Below are 14,436 nucleotides of genomic sequence, written 5' to 3'. Positions count from 1 at the left end.
AAAAGATGGATCAAACTATGAATCCAAAAATTAGAAAATATAAACGTCTTTTCTTCACCGTAATGTTTTCTTCTGTTCTTTTTTTCGTTTTTTCCTTTTTTGTTATTATTATAGTTGCAAAAATTATGGGACCTCCTCCTGTCGCTGTCCCGCAAACAAGTGTCTTTTATGCTAATGATGACACTGTTATAGGACAAAGTAATGAGGTACAAAAACGATACAATGTATCTCTCAAGGAAATTTCTCCTTACGTAAAAGAGGCAACACTTTCTATCGAAGATCAAAGATTCTACAAACATCATGGCTTTGATATGAAGCGTATCGCTGGTGCCATTGTTGCTGATTTAAAAGCGATGGCAAAAGTCCAAGGCGCTAGTACAATTACACAACAGTATGCCCGTAACCTATACTTAGATCATGATAAAACGTGGAAACGTAAACTATTAGAAGCAATGTACACAATCCGTCTTGAAGTGAATTATAATAAAAATCATATTTTAGAAGGATATTTAAATACAATTTATTACGGGCATGGTGCTTATGGAATCGAAGCTGCGTCCCGTCTATATTTTGATAAAACAGCAAAAGAATTAACATTAGCGGAAGCTAGTATGCTCGCGGGTATACCAAAAGGACCTAGTGTCTACTCTCCCTTTTTAAAAAAAGATCGTGCGAAAGAACGACAATCTCTTATATTAGATGAAATGGTAGAACAAGGCTATATTACGAAGAAACAAGCAGCTTCAGCAAAGAAAGAATCACTAACTTTCGCTTCATTAGATACGAAAAAAGTCGCAGAGGTTGCGCCTTATTTCCAAGATGCTGTACAAGCTTCTCTTCTTCGCGATGTCGGATTAGATGAGCAAGCGTTACAAAAAGGCGGCTTGCGTATTTATACAACGCTAGACCCAAAATTACAATCAGTTGCAGAACAAGCTGTAAAAAACCACATACCTGACACGACAAACATACAAACTGCGCTCGTCTCTATGAATCCAAAAACAGGTGAAGTAGCTGCCCTTGTTGGTGGAACTGATTATAATACAAGTCAATTTAACAGGGCTACACAGGCCGCTCGCCAGCCTGGATCTACATTTAAGCCATTTCTATATTATGCGGCATTAGAACGAGGATTCACCCCTGCTACGCGCTTAAAAAGCGAATACACCGTGTTCACTTTAGGTGACGGTGTTTCAAAGTATAAACCGAAAAACTATAAAGACTATTATGCAGACGATTTTGTAACAATGGCGCAAGCTCTTGCGGTCTCTGATAACGTATATGCCGTGAAGACTAATTTATTTTTAGGCGAAGACATTCTTACAAAGACAGCGAAGCAATTCGGCATTAAAAGTGCATTAAAAGATGTCCCTTCCCTCGCGCTCGGTACATCTCCTGTAAAACCAATTGAAATGGTTAACGCTTATAGCATGTTCGCAAACGGGGGAAAAGAAGTAAAACCTATTTTCATTCGCCGCATTATGGATCATGAAGGAAATATTTTATACGATGCTCATTTGGAGAGTAAACAAGTTCTTGATAAGAGCAAAGCATTTGTGATGGAAGAAATGATGACAGGCATGTTTAATAAAAAACTAAGCAGTTATGCTGCTGTAACTGGTCAATCAATGTTATCTAAACTATCAAGAACCTATGCCGGAAAATCTGGTTCTACCGAAACAGATAGTTGGATGATTGGGTTTACCCCGCAACTCGTAACTGGCGTATGGGTTGGATATGATCAACCTAAATCAATTTCAAACGTAGCAGAACAAGGCTATGCGAAAAGAATATGGACTGATACGATGGAGAAAGGCTTAGATGGACAGCCTAAAAAAGAGTTTAAACAACCAAGTGACGTCGTTGCAGTCGATATTAACCCTGAAAACGGGAAAATCGCTACAAAAAATTGTCCAATTTCAGTGAAAATGTATTTTGCAAAAGGTACAGAACCAACTGAATATTGTATGGATCACGTTGATGATAAAGAGGAATTTGAAAAGACAACTGAAGAAAAGAAAAAAACAAGTTGGTGGAAAAAATATCTTCCTTGGTAAAAAAAAATAGCTGACGGACATCCGTCAGCTATTTTTTATTCACTTAATAAAGCACGGCGCAATTCTTCGCTAGACTCGTTCCAAATCGCTTCATTATGTTCTTTTAAGAATGTACCAAGTACTTTTTTAGATGATTCGTCCATATGTTCAACCATAATGTGACGCTTCAATGATTTATCCATTTTGTTTACGTGCTCTGGAAGTGACTTATATCCGCGGCGAATTTCACGGTCAACTGTCATTTCACAAGCTGTTACACCTGCGTAATACGCACCTGTTGCTGTTCTTTCAATCGTTACCCATACAAGCCAGTATGGTTTTCCGTTTGGAACTTCATCTTTATTTGTTAAAAACTTAATACCTTTTTCTACTGTACTACGTGCATGCATCGCACCGATATCAACAAATGCTGTTTTCTCTAGTACATCGACAAATACAGGTGAAATGTTTTCTAGACTTAATGCCCCAACGCCAAAACCACCATGTCCATCTGTTGAATCATTTTTCACGATATTAAAACCGATTTTTTTCTTTTTCTCTGTCATATGTAAATTCCTCCTCACTTAATGATTATAAAAGGCCAAAGATAGGCGCAATAATACTGTTTAAAAATGCAAATACGTATGGAATGACAACATTAAAAATAGGTTGGATTGTGTAATTGCTAAGCGGTGTAATAACTAGAATTAATAAAGCAATTGCCCCGTATTTTTCATACTGTGTCATTTTCGCACGAATATTTGTTGGTGCTAAATCCTCCACTACGCGATATCCATCAAGTGGCGGGATTGGTAATAAGTTAAAGACAAGTAAAACGATATTCAACATAATAAAAATCTGGAAAAATTGAGCTAGCGTATCTGCTACTGCAAATGGAATTGAGTCTAATACACCAAATGTTAATAAGCTATACCAAATAATTAAACCGATTGCGCTTAAAATTAAGTTACTAATCGGTCCTGCAATTGAAACTAATATACCTGCAAGACGAGGTCTTTTAAAGTTATATGGGTTAACTGGTACCGGCCTTGCCCAACCGAAACCAAGAATTAATACAGCAATCATACCGATAGGATCTAAGTGTGCCATCGGTGATAATGTTAAACGTCCTTGCTTCTTTGCTGTATCGTCTCCAAATTTATATGCAACATATGCATGCGCAAATTCATGCACTGATAATGCGATAATAATGGCCATTGCTACCAAAGGAATTTGGTGCAACGGGTATCTAAATAACTGATCCATGCTTCATCTCCTCTTCAATATGTCAAAAAAAGAAATTATTTGTTTTTTGATTGTTCTTCCACATAATCCGCTATAATAAGAGTGTAACTTACATAAAAGGAGCGATTATATATGCCATACGTAACAGTGAAAATGCTAGAAGGACGCACAGAGGAACAAAAGAAAGCTCTTGCTGAGAAAGTAACAGCAGCAGTAAGCGAAACAACTGGTGCTCCTGAAGAAAACATCGTTGTTTTCATCGAAGAAATGTCTAAAAACCATTATGCAGTTGGCGGAAAACGCTTAAGCGACAAATAATTTCAAGTTCTTTCATAAGAAGCAGCTCTTAGCTGCTTCTTATTTTTTTCCTTCTAACAACTCAATAATTCTCTCTTTATATTTTCCTTTTCTTCCATCTTCATAGATTAAATCATGCGGATAGAATAATTTTTGATCCCTTCTCTTCTTACCAGTAATTGCCTCAACAATATCCGATTCACGTGAAAGCTCTCTAAGCTCTCCATTTGGCATAAGAAGTAAGATTGGCAGACGTTCTTCTTCTTCACCAGCACGGTAAAAGTCGTACGGTAAGTCTGATGTTGAATCAACTACTAAATAGTATTCTGGATCGAGTCCAATCTTTTTGAATAAGCTACTTAATTCCATCCAATTATCTAAACCGTGCTTATCTGTAAACTCTACATATTTAAATAAGTTTCGATTCATAAAACGGCGACATAAATCACTTAAAATTGGATCCTCTTCGTCTTGCCATACTTGGAAGTAATAATACATAACGTTCTCGTCTAACTTTAAATAATCCTCTACTGTTACTTCTTCTTCAAATAAAGAATAGAAATGAACCGGATGATTTTTAAATGTATAGTACTTCTCGTGCAATGATTTTGCACGGTGTAAAATCTTCGTTAAAATAACTTCAGCACTGCGTGTTACTGGATGGAAATATACTTGCCAATACATTTGATAACGACTCATAATATAATGCTCAACAGCATGCATACCACTATTTTTAATAACTACTTGATTTCCGTACGGACGCATAACGCGCAGTATACGTTCCATATCAAAGTTTCCATACTTTACGCCAGTAAAGTACGCATCCCTTAATAAATAGTCCATGCGATCTGCATCAATTTGACTGGAAATCATGCTAATCGCTAATTTATTAGTAGATGTTTTCGCAATTACATCGGCTACCTTTTGTGGGAAATCTTTATCCACACGACTTAATACACGATTAATTTCCGTATCTCCAACGATAATCTTTTGCGTGAATTTCTCATGGTCTAATGAAAATACTTTTTCAAACGAATGAGAAAACGGACCGTGACCGACATCATGAAGTAATGCCGCACATAAGCATAACAATCTATCTTCAGCATTCCAATTCGGTCTGCCATCAAACACATCATCAATCATACGACGAATAATTTCATATACACCTAACGAATGAGTAAAGCGACTATGCTCTGCACCGTGAAATGTAAAAAATGTCGTTCCAAGCTGCTTAATACGGCGCAAGCGTTGAAATTCTTTCGTTCCGATTAAATCCCAAATAACACGATCGCGCACGTGCACATATTTATGTACCGGGTCTTTAAACACTTTTGTTTCGCTGAGTTTGTCGTTTAAATATACCACTTTCCGACATCCCCCTTTCTTTACTGCATTCTTACTATATATTATAAACGAAATAGGAAACAGAAAGAAATGAAAGACTATATTAATTACCCTTATATAAAGAAAAAATCACTTTTACCGGAGTAAAAGTGATCTCTTTTTATATATTATTTCCCTAAAACGAACTCAGCAACTTCATCTAAGATCATTTCTTTACCTAGTGGGAAGTAACCTTTGTTTAATTCTTCGTTTTTAATTGTAAATACGTGGTTGTTTTTAACAGCGTTCATATTTTTCCAAATTGATTCTTCTTGGAATTCTTTTAGGCGCTGAGAACCGTCACCAGTCGTAAATACGAATAAGTAATCTGGGTTGTAATCGATTAAAGCTTCTTTTTGTACTTGTACTAACGGTTTATCAGTTGGTGTACCTTTAACTGCTGGTAATTTTAAATCATTAAAGATTACACTACCGTAACCGTAGTCACCGTATACACGGAAAGCATTTGGATATGCAGCCATTTTCATGAATTTAGCATCGCCAGTTTTCGCAACGATTTTGTCATGTAATTTGCTTGCTTTTTCGTCATACTGTTTGAACCATTCTTTTGTTTCTTTCTCTTTACCGAAGATTTGACCTACTTCTTCGAATTTTGGACGCCATTGGTCTAATGGAGTTTTTAACATAACTGTTGGTGCAATTTTAGATAATTGATCATAAATCTTTTCTTGACGATTATTTACAAGAATTAAGTCTGGTTTTGCAGCAGCTACTGCTTCGATGTTAATTTTATCTCCCCAAGCAGAACCAACTGGTTTTACGTCTTTTAATTTCTTTTCAATATGTGCATCAATTTTTTCTTGAGATGTATTAGCAGTAATAATTGGTTTCATACCAAAGATTAATAATTCTTCTGTTGAACCACTAAGGTCAGCAATTTTCTTGGGATTTGCAGGGATTTTAATTTCCCCTTTTGCATGTTGTACAGTGCGCTCTTCAGTCTTCGCATCCTTCGCATCTGCTTTCTTCTCTTCTTTGTTAGAACAAGCTGCAAATAGTACAGAAGTAAAGACTAGTACCATTGCTAATAACGCCATTTTAAAATTCTTCATGTTCCCACTCCTTCTAGCTGTATTTCTCTTATAAGTTACAGTGAACTATAAGAAACAAGGTTAACAATTAATAAATATATATTGATTAATTGTTGCTTATGCCCCCGTTCTAACGGGTGTTCAACTTCCTATTTACTAATAAGAAGCTCAACGTCCATTAGAAGCCCCCCCTCTTTACGAGGGGGATTCTACTTATGCTTTTTTACGCAATTGATTACTAATCATCGCTAAATCATACGTTAAACAAATTGGCTTACAGTTTACTGGACATGGAACAATTTGAGCTTCAATCTCAAATACATTACGAAGTGTTTCACTCGTCATCACTTCATCTGGTGTTCCTTGTTTCATTAACTTACCAGCTTTTAATGCAATCATATGATCTGAGAAACGAGAAGCATGGTTTAAGTCATGGATAACCATAACAATCGTTCTACCTTCTTCTTCATTTAACTTTTTCAATAAGTTTAATACTTCTAATTGATGAGCCATATCTAAGTACGTTGTCGGTTCATCTAATACGAGTAATTCTGTCCCTTGTGCAAGAGCCATCGCAATCCATACGCGTTGACGTTGCCCACCTGATAATGCCTCTGCTGGACGATTTGCGAATTCTGTCATTCCCGTCACTTCAAGTGCCCAATGAATGTAGCGATAATCCTCTTCTTTCAACGTTCCAAATCCTTTTTGATGAGGAAAGCGTCCATATGAAACGAGTTCAAATACAGTAAGGCCAGTTGGTACTTCTGCAGTCTGTGGTAAAATTGCCATTTTCTTTGCGATTTCTTTCGTTGGTTGTTTCTCGATTGCTTTTCCGTCAAGATAAACAGTACCTTTTTTTGCTTTCAAAATACGAGAAGCCGTTTTTAATAATGTGGACTTTCCACAACCATTTGGTCCAATAATTGTTGTAATTTTCCCTTCCGGAATTTCAACTGTTAATCCATCAATAATTAACCCTTCATTATAGCCAACAGATACCGCATCAACTGCTAAAGTTGCCATACAAAAAGCCTCCCTTTACTTTGTCCTCATAAGTAAGTATATAAAATACGGTGCACCAATTACAGAAATAACAAGACCGACCGGTATTTCTGAAGTTGGTAACACACTTCTTGAAATTACGTCTGCGAATAAAAGTAAAAACGTTCCTATTAGTGCAGCTGTAGGCAACATAATTTGATGCTTACCACCAACAAGGCGCCTTGCTAAATGCGGAGCCATTAAACCGATAAAGCCAATTCCTCCGGCAACAGCGACAGATGCACCTGCTAAACAAACTGCAATAAATAATAATTTACGTCTTTCCTTTTCTACGTTTACACCAAGACCAACTGCTGTAGAGTCGCCTAGGTTCATTACATTTAATATGTGTGCTTTACTAATAGCTAGTGGCAAGAAAATAACCATCCATGGAAGGACACTTAGCACGAACTTCCAATCTGTGCCCCAAAGACTTCCTGCTAACCAAATCGTAGCAAAACGGAAATCGTTAGATGTCATCTTCATAGAAAAAATTAAACTAACAGCACCAAACCCGGCTGCAACAGCGATACCAACTAGTATCAATCGAGTAGATGAAACGCCGTCTTTCCATGCTAGTAAATAAATAATAACCGCTGCTAATATCGCTCCAACTAACGCGAAGAATGGAAGGATAAATACAGATAAAAATGTACCAGTTCCAACTTTCCCGAAGAAAAAGTAGACAAATATAACAACCGTTAATCCCGCTCCAGCGTTAATACCGATAATACCTGGATCAGCAAGTGGATTTCGTGATAAACCTTGCAAAATTGCACCTGACATAGCTAAAGCAGATCCAACTAATATAGCAATGACCATACGCGGCATACGGAATTCAAATAAAATAACAGACTGATCCTCAGCCCCGAGTCCAACCAATGACTTTAATACGTCCATTGGCGGTATTTTAAATGTCCCTGTATTTAAACTCACTAAAAATACAGTAACGATTAATCCTACTAAAATTGTTAAAACCGAAACGTTCTTTTTTGTTAAGACACTTGTCCTCACATTTTTCCTCTCCCTTCGTTACGTGCTAAGTAGAGGAAGAATGGAACCCCAATTAGCGCTGTAATTGCTCCAATTGGCGTTTCAAACGGCGGATTAATAACGCGAGATAACATATCTGCACATTCAATTAACAGCCCGCCTAAGACCGCAGAACATGGAATAACCCATCTATAGTCTGAGCCTACAAGGAAACGAGTCATATGTGGGATGACAAGACCAACAAATCCAACCGATCCTGCCATAGAAACTGCCGAACCTGTTAACACAAGAACAAGTACTGTCCCGATAAATTTAATTAATGTCGTATTTTGACCAAGTCCAATCGCAATTTCTTCACCGAAGCTTAAAATTGTAATATACCTCGACATCATAATTGCAATGAAGAGACAAACTAGACCAATCGGTACTAACATATTAATACTTTCCCATTTCACTCCAGCAACTCCGCCTGCATTCCACATACTTACCTCTTGGGCAAGATTGAAATATAGCGCAATTCCAGATGATATGGCCCCTAATAAAGCACTAATCGCGGCACCCGCTAAAGCTAATTTCACAGGCGTTAATCCACCTGGTGAAGAAGATCCAATTCCATATACAATGCTCGCTCCAAACGCAGCACCAATAAAAGATGCGATAACGAACATTAAATAAGGTGAATTAGGGAAGAATGCATACATAATTGCAATTCCAAATACAGCCCCATCTGTAATCCCCATTAACGATGGTGATGCAAGTGGATTTCGCGTCATACCTTGCATAATTGCTCCTGATACCGCTAAAAAGGCACCTGCTACTACGCCCCCTATTGCTCTAGGCATGCGAAGTTCTTGAATTACATTATGATGCGTAATAGAACCGTCAAACTGAAATACAGCTTGCCATACAGTCTTTAAACTAATATCTGCAGCACCAAACGAAATAGACAGTGCCATGCTTAAAGCTAACAAAATTGTACCTGCTACTAAAATAATAGAAGCAATGAGCGGCCTGCTCTTAATCTCTTTAACATTCACATCTTGCTGTTCTATACTCCTTGCGCTCGCTTCCATCCCTCAACCATCCTAACCAACAACATATGTTTAATTTAATGAAATGAAATTTATTCTCAAATAGCAATAAAAAAATTAAATGAATCGGCCCTTTTCTGATAATGATTCTCAGAATCAGACACCTTCTATTCTACCTATCGCTTCAAAAGACTGTCAACCATTATTTTGAAATACAAATTCATATAGGCCGAGACCTTAATAAATAGATAATGCCTATCTGTCATGAACTATTATCATCACCAGTTAAGCTTTCTCAGAATAGACTCTTCCTCTTATGGGCATAAAAAAAGAAGAGTAATCTGTTCACTCTTCTTTTCCTTACTTATTTAACTTTGCCTCAATTTTTACAATTAATTCGTCTTCTGTTGGCGCTGCAACTGGACGATTATTTACAAATGCGAATGATTTTTTACGGCCAGGGCCACAGTAAGACTGACATCCAACTTCAATCGTTGCACATGAATCTACTTTTTTTAGCTTTGGAATCAGCGTTTTAACGTTCGTTGCCTGACAATCATCACACACACGAAATTCGTTTCCCATTATATAACACTTCCTCTATTTTAAACTTTTCTCAAGTACATTTAAAAATAAACACTAAATGGTATTTTACCGCTCTTTGAAGCTCGTTGCAAGTTTCCTTTCGACGCTCTTTCCTCATATAATGCTACATATTTATATGTTTTCCTACAGCACCTTCCATCATTCTTGGCAAAATTTATCCCGCTTTAATGGGCAGTAAGATCCCCACCTTAAAATTCAGCGAAAGCAAAGAAGTTAGGTAGGGGATGAAGAACCTCCTCACTGATGAAAGTTTCACTTTATACCTCTCATCGAAATCTACCATATTTTTAAAAGCTTTGTATAAAAGCTCATTTTTTTGCCCATTATAAAAATAGGAAGTTCATAAAAAGAAAGGGAGTTGAATCTATGAAAGTAAGACAAGATGCTTGGACGGATGAGGATGATTTATTACTTGCTGAAACTGTACTTCGTCACGTTCGAGAAGGAAGTACTCAATTAAATGCATTTGAAGAAGTAGGAGACAGATTAAATCGTACATCGGCTGCCTGTGGTTTCCGTTGGAATGCTGTTGTTCGCTATAGCTATGAACAAGCTCTTCAACTAGCAAAAAAACATCGTAAAGATAAAATGCGTGCTGCAAGTGGTGAACAAGCGAAAAAACGTTTACTTTATACACCACCAGCTTCAGATTCGATAACTAATTATGAAGAGTTCGTACAAGAGGAATCAATTGTACAATATAAAGAAGCTACTCCATATCAAGAAACTACCGTTCCTACTGCAAAAGGCTCTATGACAATGCAAGATGTTATTTATTTTTTACAAACAGTCGGATCTTCAAATATAAAAGTGACAGCTCTTGAAAACGAGAATACGAGATTGAAACAAGAAATTAAATCACAAATCCTTCGAAATGAAGAACTAGAAAAGAAACTGGAAAAATTAGAAAAACAATCTCATACTGTACAAGAAGATTACGAAACACTTATGAACATTATGAACCGCGCTCGTAAGCTGGCAGTCATGGATGAAGAAGAACGTTCTCAAACATCTTTCCGAATGGATCGAAACGGTAATTTAGAAAAAATTGCAGAGTAAAAAGGATGCATTACATGCATCCTTTTTGTTATTTCACTTCAACCATATGTGCTTCTTCTACTTTAGAATCCCTCTTTATATCTGGAAAAATCTTTTCCTTTGGATTCTCTTTAAAGGATGCTAAACCAATTGTTTTTACCGGTTCACTTATTTTTGCATATTCTGCATCACTAACAACTGCATACATATCTGTATATTTACGCGCATCACCAATTACTACATTGCCTTCGTACTTCATTTTCTTTCCATCAATTACTACATCTTTTTGTTCCTCTTTAGCAAATACAATTCCAGCTTCATCAGAAATAGCCGGCAATGCTTTAATAGGTTCTACATCTTCTTTCACTACTTTTTTCAGCATGTTTTCCTTTACCATCTTCTCAGCCGTTGTTTTATTCATGATTAAAACCTTTTTCTCATTAACAGTACCTAGTTTAGCTTCAAATTTATTTTGAGATTCAATTTTATCTTTATATTGATCCATTGTTTGTTGAACGCCTGTTTCATCTCCATACATAACAACACCCGTTGCTTGTGGTGCAATCATATCCATAATAGAACAGCCACTAAATACAGCAGCTGACATAATCGCTACGATTCCTAATTTAACATTTTTCATTTGTATGCCTCCTAAAATCAATAATTACATCTCTTAGTTTAGCCATCTTAGATCATTTAACCAATTCACTTTCCTTACAACAACCTTACAATTCAGTAAGGTTTTCTCTTAAAAACTACTTTCATTATTTTTTGCTATAATAGAGATTGTCATTTTAAAGATAAGGGGTTAGTTATATGAGCAATTCCCGTTCCATTTTATCTCAGCCAGAGTGGCGTATTGTAGATCAGTCTAGTTTAGGACCAACATTCCATGCACTTCAATCATTCGCAATGGATGATACATTATGCACAAGCATTGGAAAGGGCGAATCAGCTGCAACAATGCGCTCTTGGGTTCATCACAATACAATTGTTCTTGGCATTCAAGATTCACGCCTACCACACTTAGAAGAAGGTATTTCCTTTTTAAAAGAAAACGACTTCAATGTTATCGTTCGTAATTCTGGCGGGCTTGCAGTCGTACTTGATGAAGGTGTGTTAAACGTATCACTTTTATTCCAAGAGACGGAAAAAGGTATCGATATTGATCTTGGATACGATACAATGTGGCATTTAATTCAGGAAATGTTAAAGGATTACGATGTTACAATTGAGGCAAAAGAAATCGTTGGTTCTTACTGCCCTGGTAGCTACGATTTAAGTATTCGCGACCAAAAATTTGCTGGTATTTCACAGCGCCGTATTCGCGGTGGTGTCGCTGTCCAAATTTATCTCTGTGCTACAGGAAGTGGCTCTGAACGTGCCGCACTCGTTCGTGATTTCTACAACCTAGCCATTCAAGGAGAAGAAACACGCTTTACTTATCCTGAAATTGTACCGAGTACGATGGCTTCACTTTCAGAATTACTTGGCGAAACCATTACAGTACAAGATTTAATGATGCGCCTTTTAAAAACATTGCAGCAATTCGCTCCAAAGTTAACACCATCTCAATTAACAATAGATGAAATACCTTTATATGAGACGAATTTACAACGTATTATTGATCGTAACAATAAAGCACTTGGCTTAGAAAAATAAAGACCGTCGCTATTTTAGCGACGGTCTTTATTTCAATTCGTTATAGAATTAAAGTGCTTGAGCTGCTGTAATTAAAGCTAACTTGTACACTTCTTCTTCGTTACATCCACGAGATAGGTCGTTTACAGGCATGTTTAAACCTTGTAAGATTGGTCCTACTGCTTCGAAGTTACCTAAACGTTGAGCGATTTTGTAGCCGATATTACCAGCTTCTAAGCTTGGGAATACGAATACGTTAGCATCACCTTTAATTGTAGAACCTGGAGCTTTTTTCTCAGCTACAGATGGTACGAATGCAGCATCGAATTGGAATTCTCCATCTAGAGCTAATTCTGGAGCCATTTCTTTTGCAATGCGAGTTGCTTCTACAACTTTTTCTGTTTCTGGAGATTTCGCAGAACCTTTTGTAGAGAAGCTTAACATAGCAACGCGTGGATCAATGCCGAATAGTTCAGCAGTTTTCGCACTTTCGATACCAATCTCAGCTAAATCTTGGCTATTCGGTGCAATGTTAATTGCACAATCAGCGAATACATATTTCTCTTCTTCACGTACCATGATGAATACGCCAGAAGTTTTTGTAACGCCTGGTTTTGTTTTAATGATTTGAAGTGCTGGACGAACTGTATCAGCTGTAGAGTGAGCTGCACCACTTACTAAACCGTGTGCTTTGCCCATGTATACAAGCATTGTACCGAAGTAGTTTTCGTCTTTAAGGATTTTGCGAGCGTCTTCTTCAGTTGCTTTACCTTTACGGCGTTCAACGAAAGATGCTACCATTGCATCCATTTCTTCGTATGTAGCTGGATCGTAAATATCAACGCCTGCTAATGTTAAATTCATGCTAGCAGCTTTTGCGCTAATTTCTTCTTTATTACCAACTAAGATTGGTTTTACTAACTCTTCTTTTGCTAAACGCTCTGCAGCGCCTAAAATTCTTTCATCAGTTCCTTCAGGAAGTACGATAGAAACGCCTTTTCCTTGAACTTTTTCTTTTACTGTTGTAAATAAGTTGCTCACGAATAAACCCTCCTACATATGTTAAAAAAACTCTATCTTTAAGAATACTTCTTTTCCTCTATATTTTAAACTTATAGCTCCCAAAAAATAGATAAAATAAAAATGATTATATTTTCATAAAATTCAGCATAGAAATAAAGCCCCTTTAAGCCTTGTCTCTTCCTATTTTCAAATAAATATAAATGTGACAATTTTATGCGCCAAGGTTTTATATAGATGATTTTAAAACTATATATGCTATAGTTAACGTGTAAAACTATCATTAACTGAGGTGAATAGAATGAGTGAAGCAACAACAACGTTAGATGGCTGGTATTGTTTACATGATTTACGTTCTATTGATTGGGCTGCATGGAAAACATTATCTAGCGACGAACGCGGACAAGCTGTGTCTGAATTTTTAAATGTCGTTGAAAAATGGAACGACGTAGCTGCTGCAAAAAAGGGCAGTCACGCAATGTATACAGTTGTTGGCCAAAAAGCTGATATTATGCTTATGATTTTACGTCCAACAATGGAAGAGTTAAATGAAATTGAGACAGAATTGAATAAAACAACTTTAGCTGAATATATGGTTCCTGCATACTCTTACGTATCTGTTGTTGAACTAAGCAACTACCTTCCAGCTGATGAAGATCCATACCAAAATCCACAAATCTTAGCTCGCTTATATCCTGAGTTACCGAAAGCAAATCATATTTGCTTCTATCCAATGGACAAGCGTCGCCAAGGTGATGACAACTGGTACATGCTTCCGATGGAGGAACGTAAGAAAATGATGTACAGTCATAGTAAAATTGGTCGCCAGTATGCAGGTAAAGTACGCCAAGTTATTTCAGGATCTGTTGGATTCGACGATTTTGAGTGGGGCGTAACATTATTCGCTGACGATGTTCTTCAATTTAAAAAGCTTATATATGAAATGCGCTTCGATGAAGTAAGTGCTCGTTATGGTGAATTCGGAACATTTTTCGTCGGAAACATTTTACCAGACGAAAAGGTAGAGAAATTTTTACACATATAAATCGT

General features: G+C 36.9%; 15 protein-coding genes. 5 read left to right on the top strand and 10 right to left on the bottom strand.

Annotation, left to right across the window (positions count from 1 at the left end):
- The first annotated feature begins 5 nt into the window (after nt 1-5).
- The gene (locus tag ACTFNE_RS18120) at nt 6-2,057 is read left to right on the top strand and encodes a transglycosylase domain-containing protein (RefSeq protein ID WP_270705210.1); all 2,052 of its coding nucleotides are present in this window, start codon (nt 6-8) and stop codon (nt 2,055-2,057) included.
- 35 nt (nt 2,058-2,092) lie between these two features.
- On the opposite strand, the gene ACTFNE_RS18115 is transcribed toward ACTFNE_RS18120, so the two are convergent.
- Together ACTFNE_RS18115 and ACTFNE_RS18110 are read right to left on the bottom strand one after the other, a co-directional pair.
- Nucleotides 2,093-2,602, bottom strand: a complete 510-nt coding sequence (locus tag ACTFNE_RS18115) for a YwhD family protein (RefSeq protein ID WP_000136688.1) — start codon at nt 2,600-2,602, stop codon at nt 2,093-2,095.
- 25 nt (nt 2,603-2,627) lie between these two features.
- Nucleotides 2,628-3,302 carry a site-2 protease family protein gene (locus ACTFNE_RS18110; protein ID WP_270705209.1) on the bottom strand — a complete coding sequence of 225 codons (675 nt, stop codon included), beginning with the start codon at nt 3,300-3,302 and terminating at the stop codon, nt 2,628-2,630.
- A 111-nt stretch (nt 3,303-3,413) separates the two neighbouring features.
- Here ACTFNE_RS18110 and ACTFNE_RS18105 point away from each other — a divergent pair, with 111 nt between their 5' ends.
- Nucleotides 3,414-3,599 (top strand): 2-hydroxymuconate tautomerase, encoded by a 186-nt coding sequence (locus tag ACTFNE_RS18105; RefSeq protein WP_001147171.1) that lies wholly within the window; start codon nt 3,414-3,416, stop codon nt 3,597-3,599.
- A gap of 39 nt (nt 3,600-3,638) precedes the next feature.
- Here the strand turns inward: ACTFNE_RS18105 and ACTFNE_RS18100 are convergent, their stop codons facing one another.
- The 6 genes from ACTFNE_RS18100 to ACTFNE_RS18075 form a co-directional block, all read right to left on the bottom strand.
- Nucleotides 3,639-4,943: an HD domain-containing protein gene (locus ACTFNE_RS18100; RefSeq protein WP_000262739.1), complete on the bottom strand. Its 1,305-nt coding sequence runs from the start codon at nt 4,941-4,943 to the stop codon at nt 3,639-3,641.
- A 146-nt stretch (nt 4,944-5,089) separates the two neighbouring features.
- Nucleotides 5,090-6,034, bottom strand: coding sequence for an ABC transporter substrate-binding protein (locus ACTFNE_RS18095; protein ID WP_270705208.1), 945 nt, complete (start codon nt 6,032-6,034; stop codon nt 5,090-5,092).
- Between the two features lie 192 nt (nt 6,035-6,226).
- Entirely contained in the window at nt 6,227-7,039 is an 813-nt protein-coding gene (locus tag ACTFNE_RS18090) for an ABC transporter ATP-binding protein (protein ID WP_000212060.1), read from the bottom strand.
- 15 nt (nt 7,040-7,054) lie between these two features.
- A complete protein-coding gene (locus tag ACTFNE_RS18085) occupies nt 7,055-8,071 on the bottom strand; it encodes a FecCD family ABC transporter permease (RefSeq protein WP_001260776.1) in 1,017 nt (338 codons plus the stop codon).
- Nucleotides 8,068-9,123 (bottom strand): FecCD family ABC transporter permease, encoded by a 1,056-nt coding sequence (locus ACTFNE_RS18080; protein ID WP_000388276.1) that lies wholly within the window; start codon nt 9,121-9,123, stop codon nt 8,068-8,070. The genes ACTFNE_RS18085 and ACTFNE_RS18080 overlap by 4 nt, the downstream gene beginning before the upstream one ends.
- A gap of 318 nt (nt 9,124-9,441) precedes the next feature.
- A complete protein-coding gene (locus ACTFNE_RS18075; RefSeq protein ID WP_000526077.1) occupies nt 9,442-9,666 on the bottom strand; it encodes a DUF1450 domain-containing protein in 225 nt (74 codons plus the stop codon).
- Nucleotides 9,667-10,053: 387 nt separating this feature from the next.
- On the opposite strand from ACTFNE_RS18075, the gene ACTFNE_RS18070 reads away from it, so the two are divergent.
- The gene (locus tag ACTFNE_RS18070; RefSeq protein WP_000868375.1) at nt 10,054-10,746 is read left to right on the top strand and encodes an RsfA family transcriptional regulator; all 693 of its coding nucleotides are present in this window, start codon (nt 10,054-10,056) and stop codon (nt 10,744-10,746) included.
- Between the two features lie 28 nt (nt 10,747-10,774).
- Here the strand turns inward: ACTFNE_RS18070 and ACTFNE_RS18065 are convergent, their stop codons facing one another.
- On the bottom strand, nt 10,775-11,365 hold the full coding sequence (locus ACTFNE_RS18065) for a lipoprotein BA_5634 family protein (protein ID WP_000800129.1): 591 nt from the start codon (nt 11,363-11,365) through the stop codon (nt 10,775-10,777).
- 176 nt (nt 11,366-11,541) lie between these two features.
- On the opposite strand from ACTFNE_RS18065, the gene ACTFNE_RS18060 reads away from it, so the two are divergent.
- Nucleotides 11,542-12,387, top strand: coding sequence for a lipoate--protein ligase family protein (locus ACTFNE_RS18060; protein ID WP_000071927.1), 846 nt, complete (start codon nt 11,542-11,544; stop codon nt 12,385-12,387).
- 48 nt (nt 12,388-12,435) lie between these two features.
- On the opposite strand, the gene pta is transcribed toward ACTFNE_RS18060, so the two are convergent.
- Complete coding sequence (pta, locus tag ACTFNE_RS18055) at nt 12,436-13,407, bottom strand: phosphate acetyltransferase (RefSeq protein WP_270705207.1); 972 nt, start codon at nt 13,405-13,407, stop codon at nt 12,436-12,438.
- Nucleotides 13,408-13,687: 280 nt separating this feature from the next.
- On the opposite strand from pta, the gene hemQ reads away from it, so the two are divergent.
- Complete coding sequence (hemQ, locus tag ACTFNE_RS18050) at nt 13,688-14,431, top strand: hydrogen peroxide-dependent heme synthase (protein ID WP_001287585.1); 744 nt, start codon at nt 13,688-13,690, stop codon at nt 14,429-14,431.
- Nucleotides 14,432-14,436 lie beyond the last annotated feature (5 nt).

Source organism: Bacillus cereus group sp. MYBKT111-2, assembly GCF_051915205.1.
Taxonomy (GTDB): domain Bacteria; phylum Bacillota; class Bacilli; order Bacillales; family Bacillaceae_G; genus Bacillus_A; species Bacillus_A paranthracis.
The sequence above is the reverse complement of the archived record's forward strand: the minus strand, read 5'-3'. Positions and strand labels throughout refer to the sequence as shown.

What these genes read in the sequence shown, in the direction of transcription:
- ACTFNE_RS18120 (WP_270705210.1), top strand. Translation starts at nt 6, where the DNA reads ATGGATCAAACTATGAATCCAAAAATTAGAAAATATAAACGTCTTTTC.
- ACTFNE_RS18115 (WP_000136688.1), bottom strand. Translation starts at nt 2,602, where the DNA reads ATGACAGAGAAAAAGAAAAAAATCGGTTTTAATATCGTGAAAAATGAT.
- ACTFNE_RS18110 (WP_270705209.1), bottom strand. Translation starts at nt 3,302, where the DNA reads ATGGATCAGTTATTTAGATACCCGTTGCACCAAATTCCTTTGGTAGCA.
- ACTFNE_RS18105 (WP_001147171.1), top strand. Translation starts at nt 3,414, where the DNA reads ATGCCATACGTAACAGTGAAAATGCTAGAAGGACGCACAGAGGAACAA.
- ACTFNE_RS18095 (WP_270705208.1), bottom strand. Translation starts at nt 6,034, where the DNA reads ATGAAGAATTTTAAAATGGCGTTATTAGCAATGGTACTAGTCTTTACT.
- ACTFNE_RS18090 (WP_000212060.1), bottom strand. Translation starts at nt 7,039, where the DNA reads ATGGCAACTTTAGCAGTTGATGCGGTATCTGTTGGCTATAATGAAGGG.
- ACTFNE_RS18080 (WP_000388276.1), bottom strand. Translation starts at nt 9,123, where the DNA reads ATGGAAGCGAGCGCAAGGAGTATAGAACAGCAAGATGTGAATGTTAAA.
- ACTFNE_RS18075 (WP_000526077.1), bottom strand. Translation starts at nt 9,666, where the DNA reads ATGGGAAACGAATTTCGTGTGTGTGATGATTGTCAGGCAACGAACGTT.
- ACTFNE_RS18070 (WP_000868375.1), top strand. Translation starts at nt 10,054, where the DNA reads ATGAAAGTAAGACAAGATGCTTGGACGGATGAGGATGATTTATTACTT.
- ACTFNE_RS18065 (WP_000800129.1), bottom strand. Translation starts at nt 11,365, where the DNA reads ATGAAAAATGTTAAATTAGGAATCGTAGCGATTATGTCAGCTGCTGTA.
- ACTFNE_RS18060 (WP_000071927.1), top strand. Translation starts at nt 11,542, where the DNA reads ATGAGCAATTCCCGTTCCATTTTATCTCAGCCAGAGTGGCGTATTGTA.
- hemQ (WP_001287585.1), top strand. Translation starts at nt 13,688, where the DNA reads ATGAGTGAAGCAACAACAACGTTAGATGGCTGGTATTGTTTACATGAT.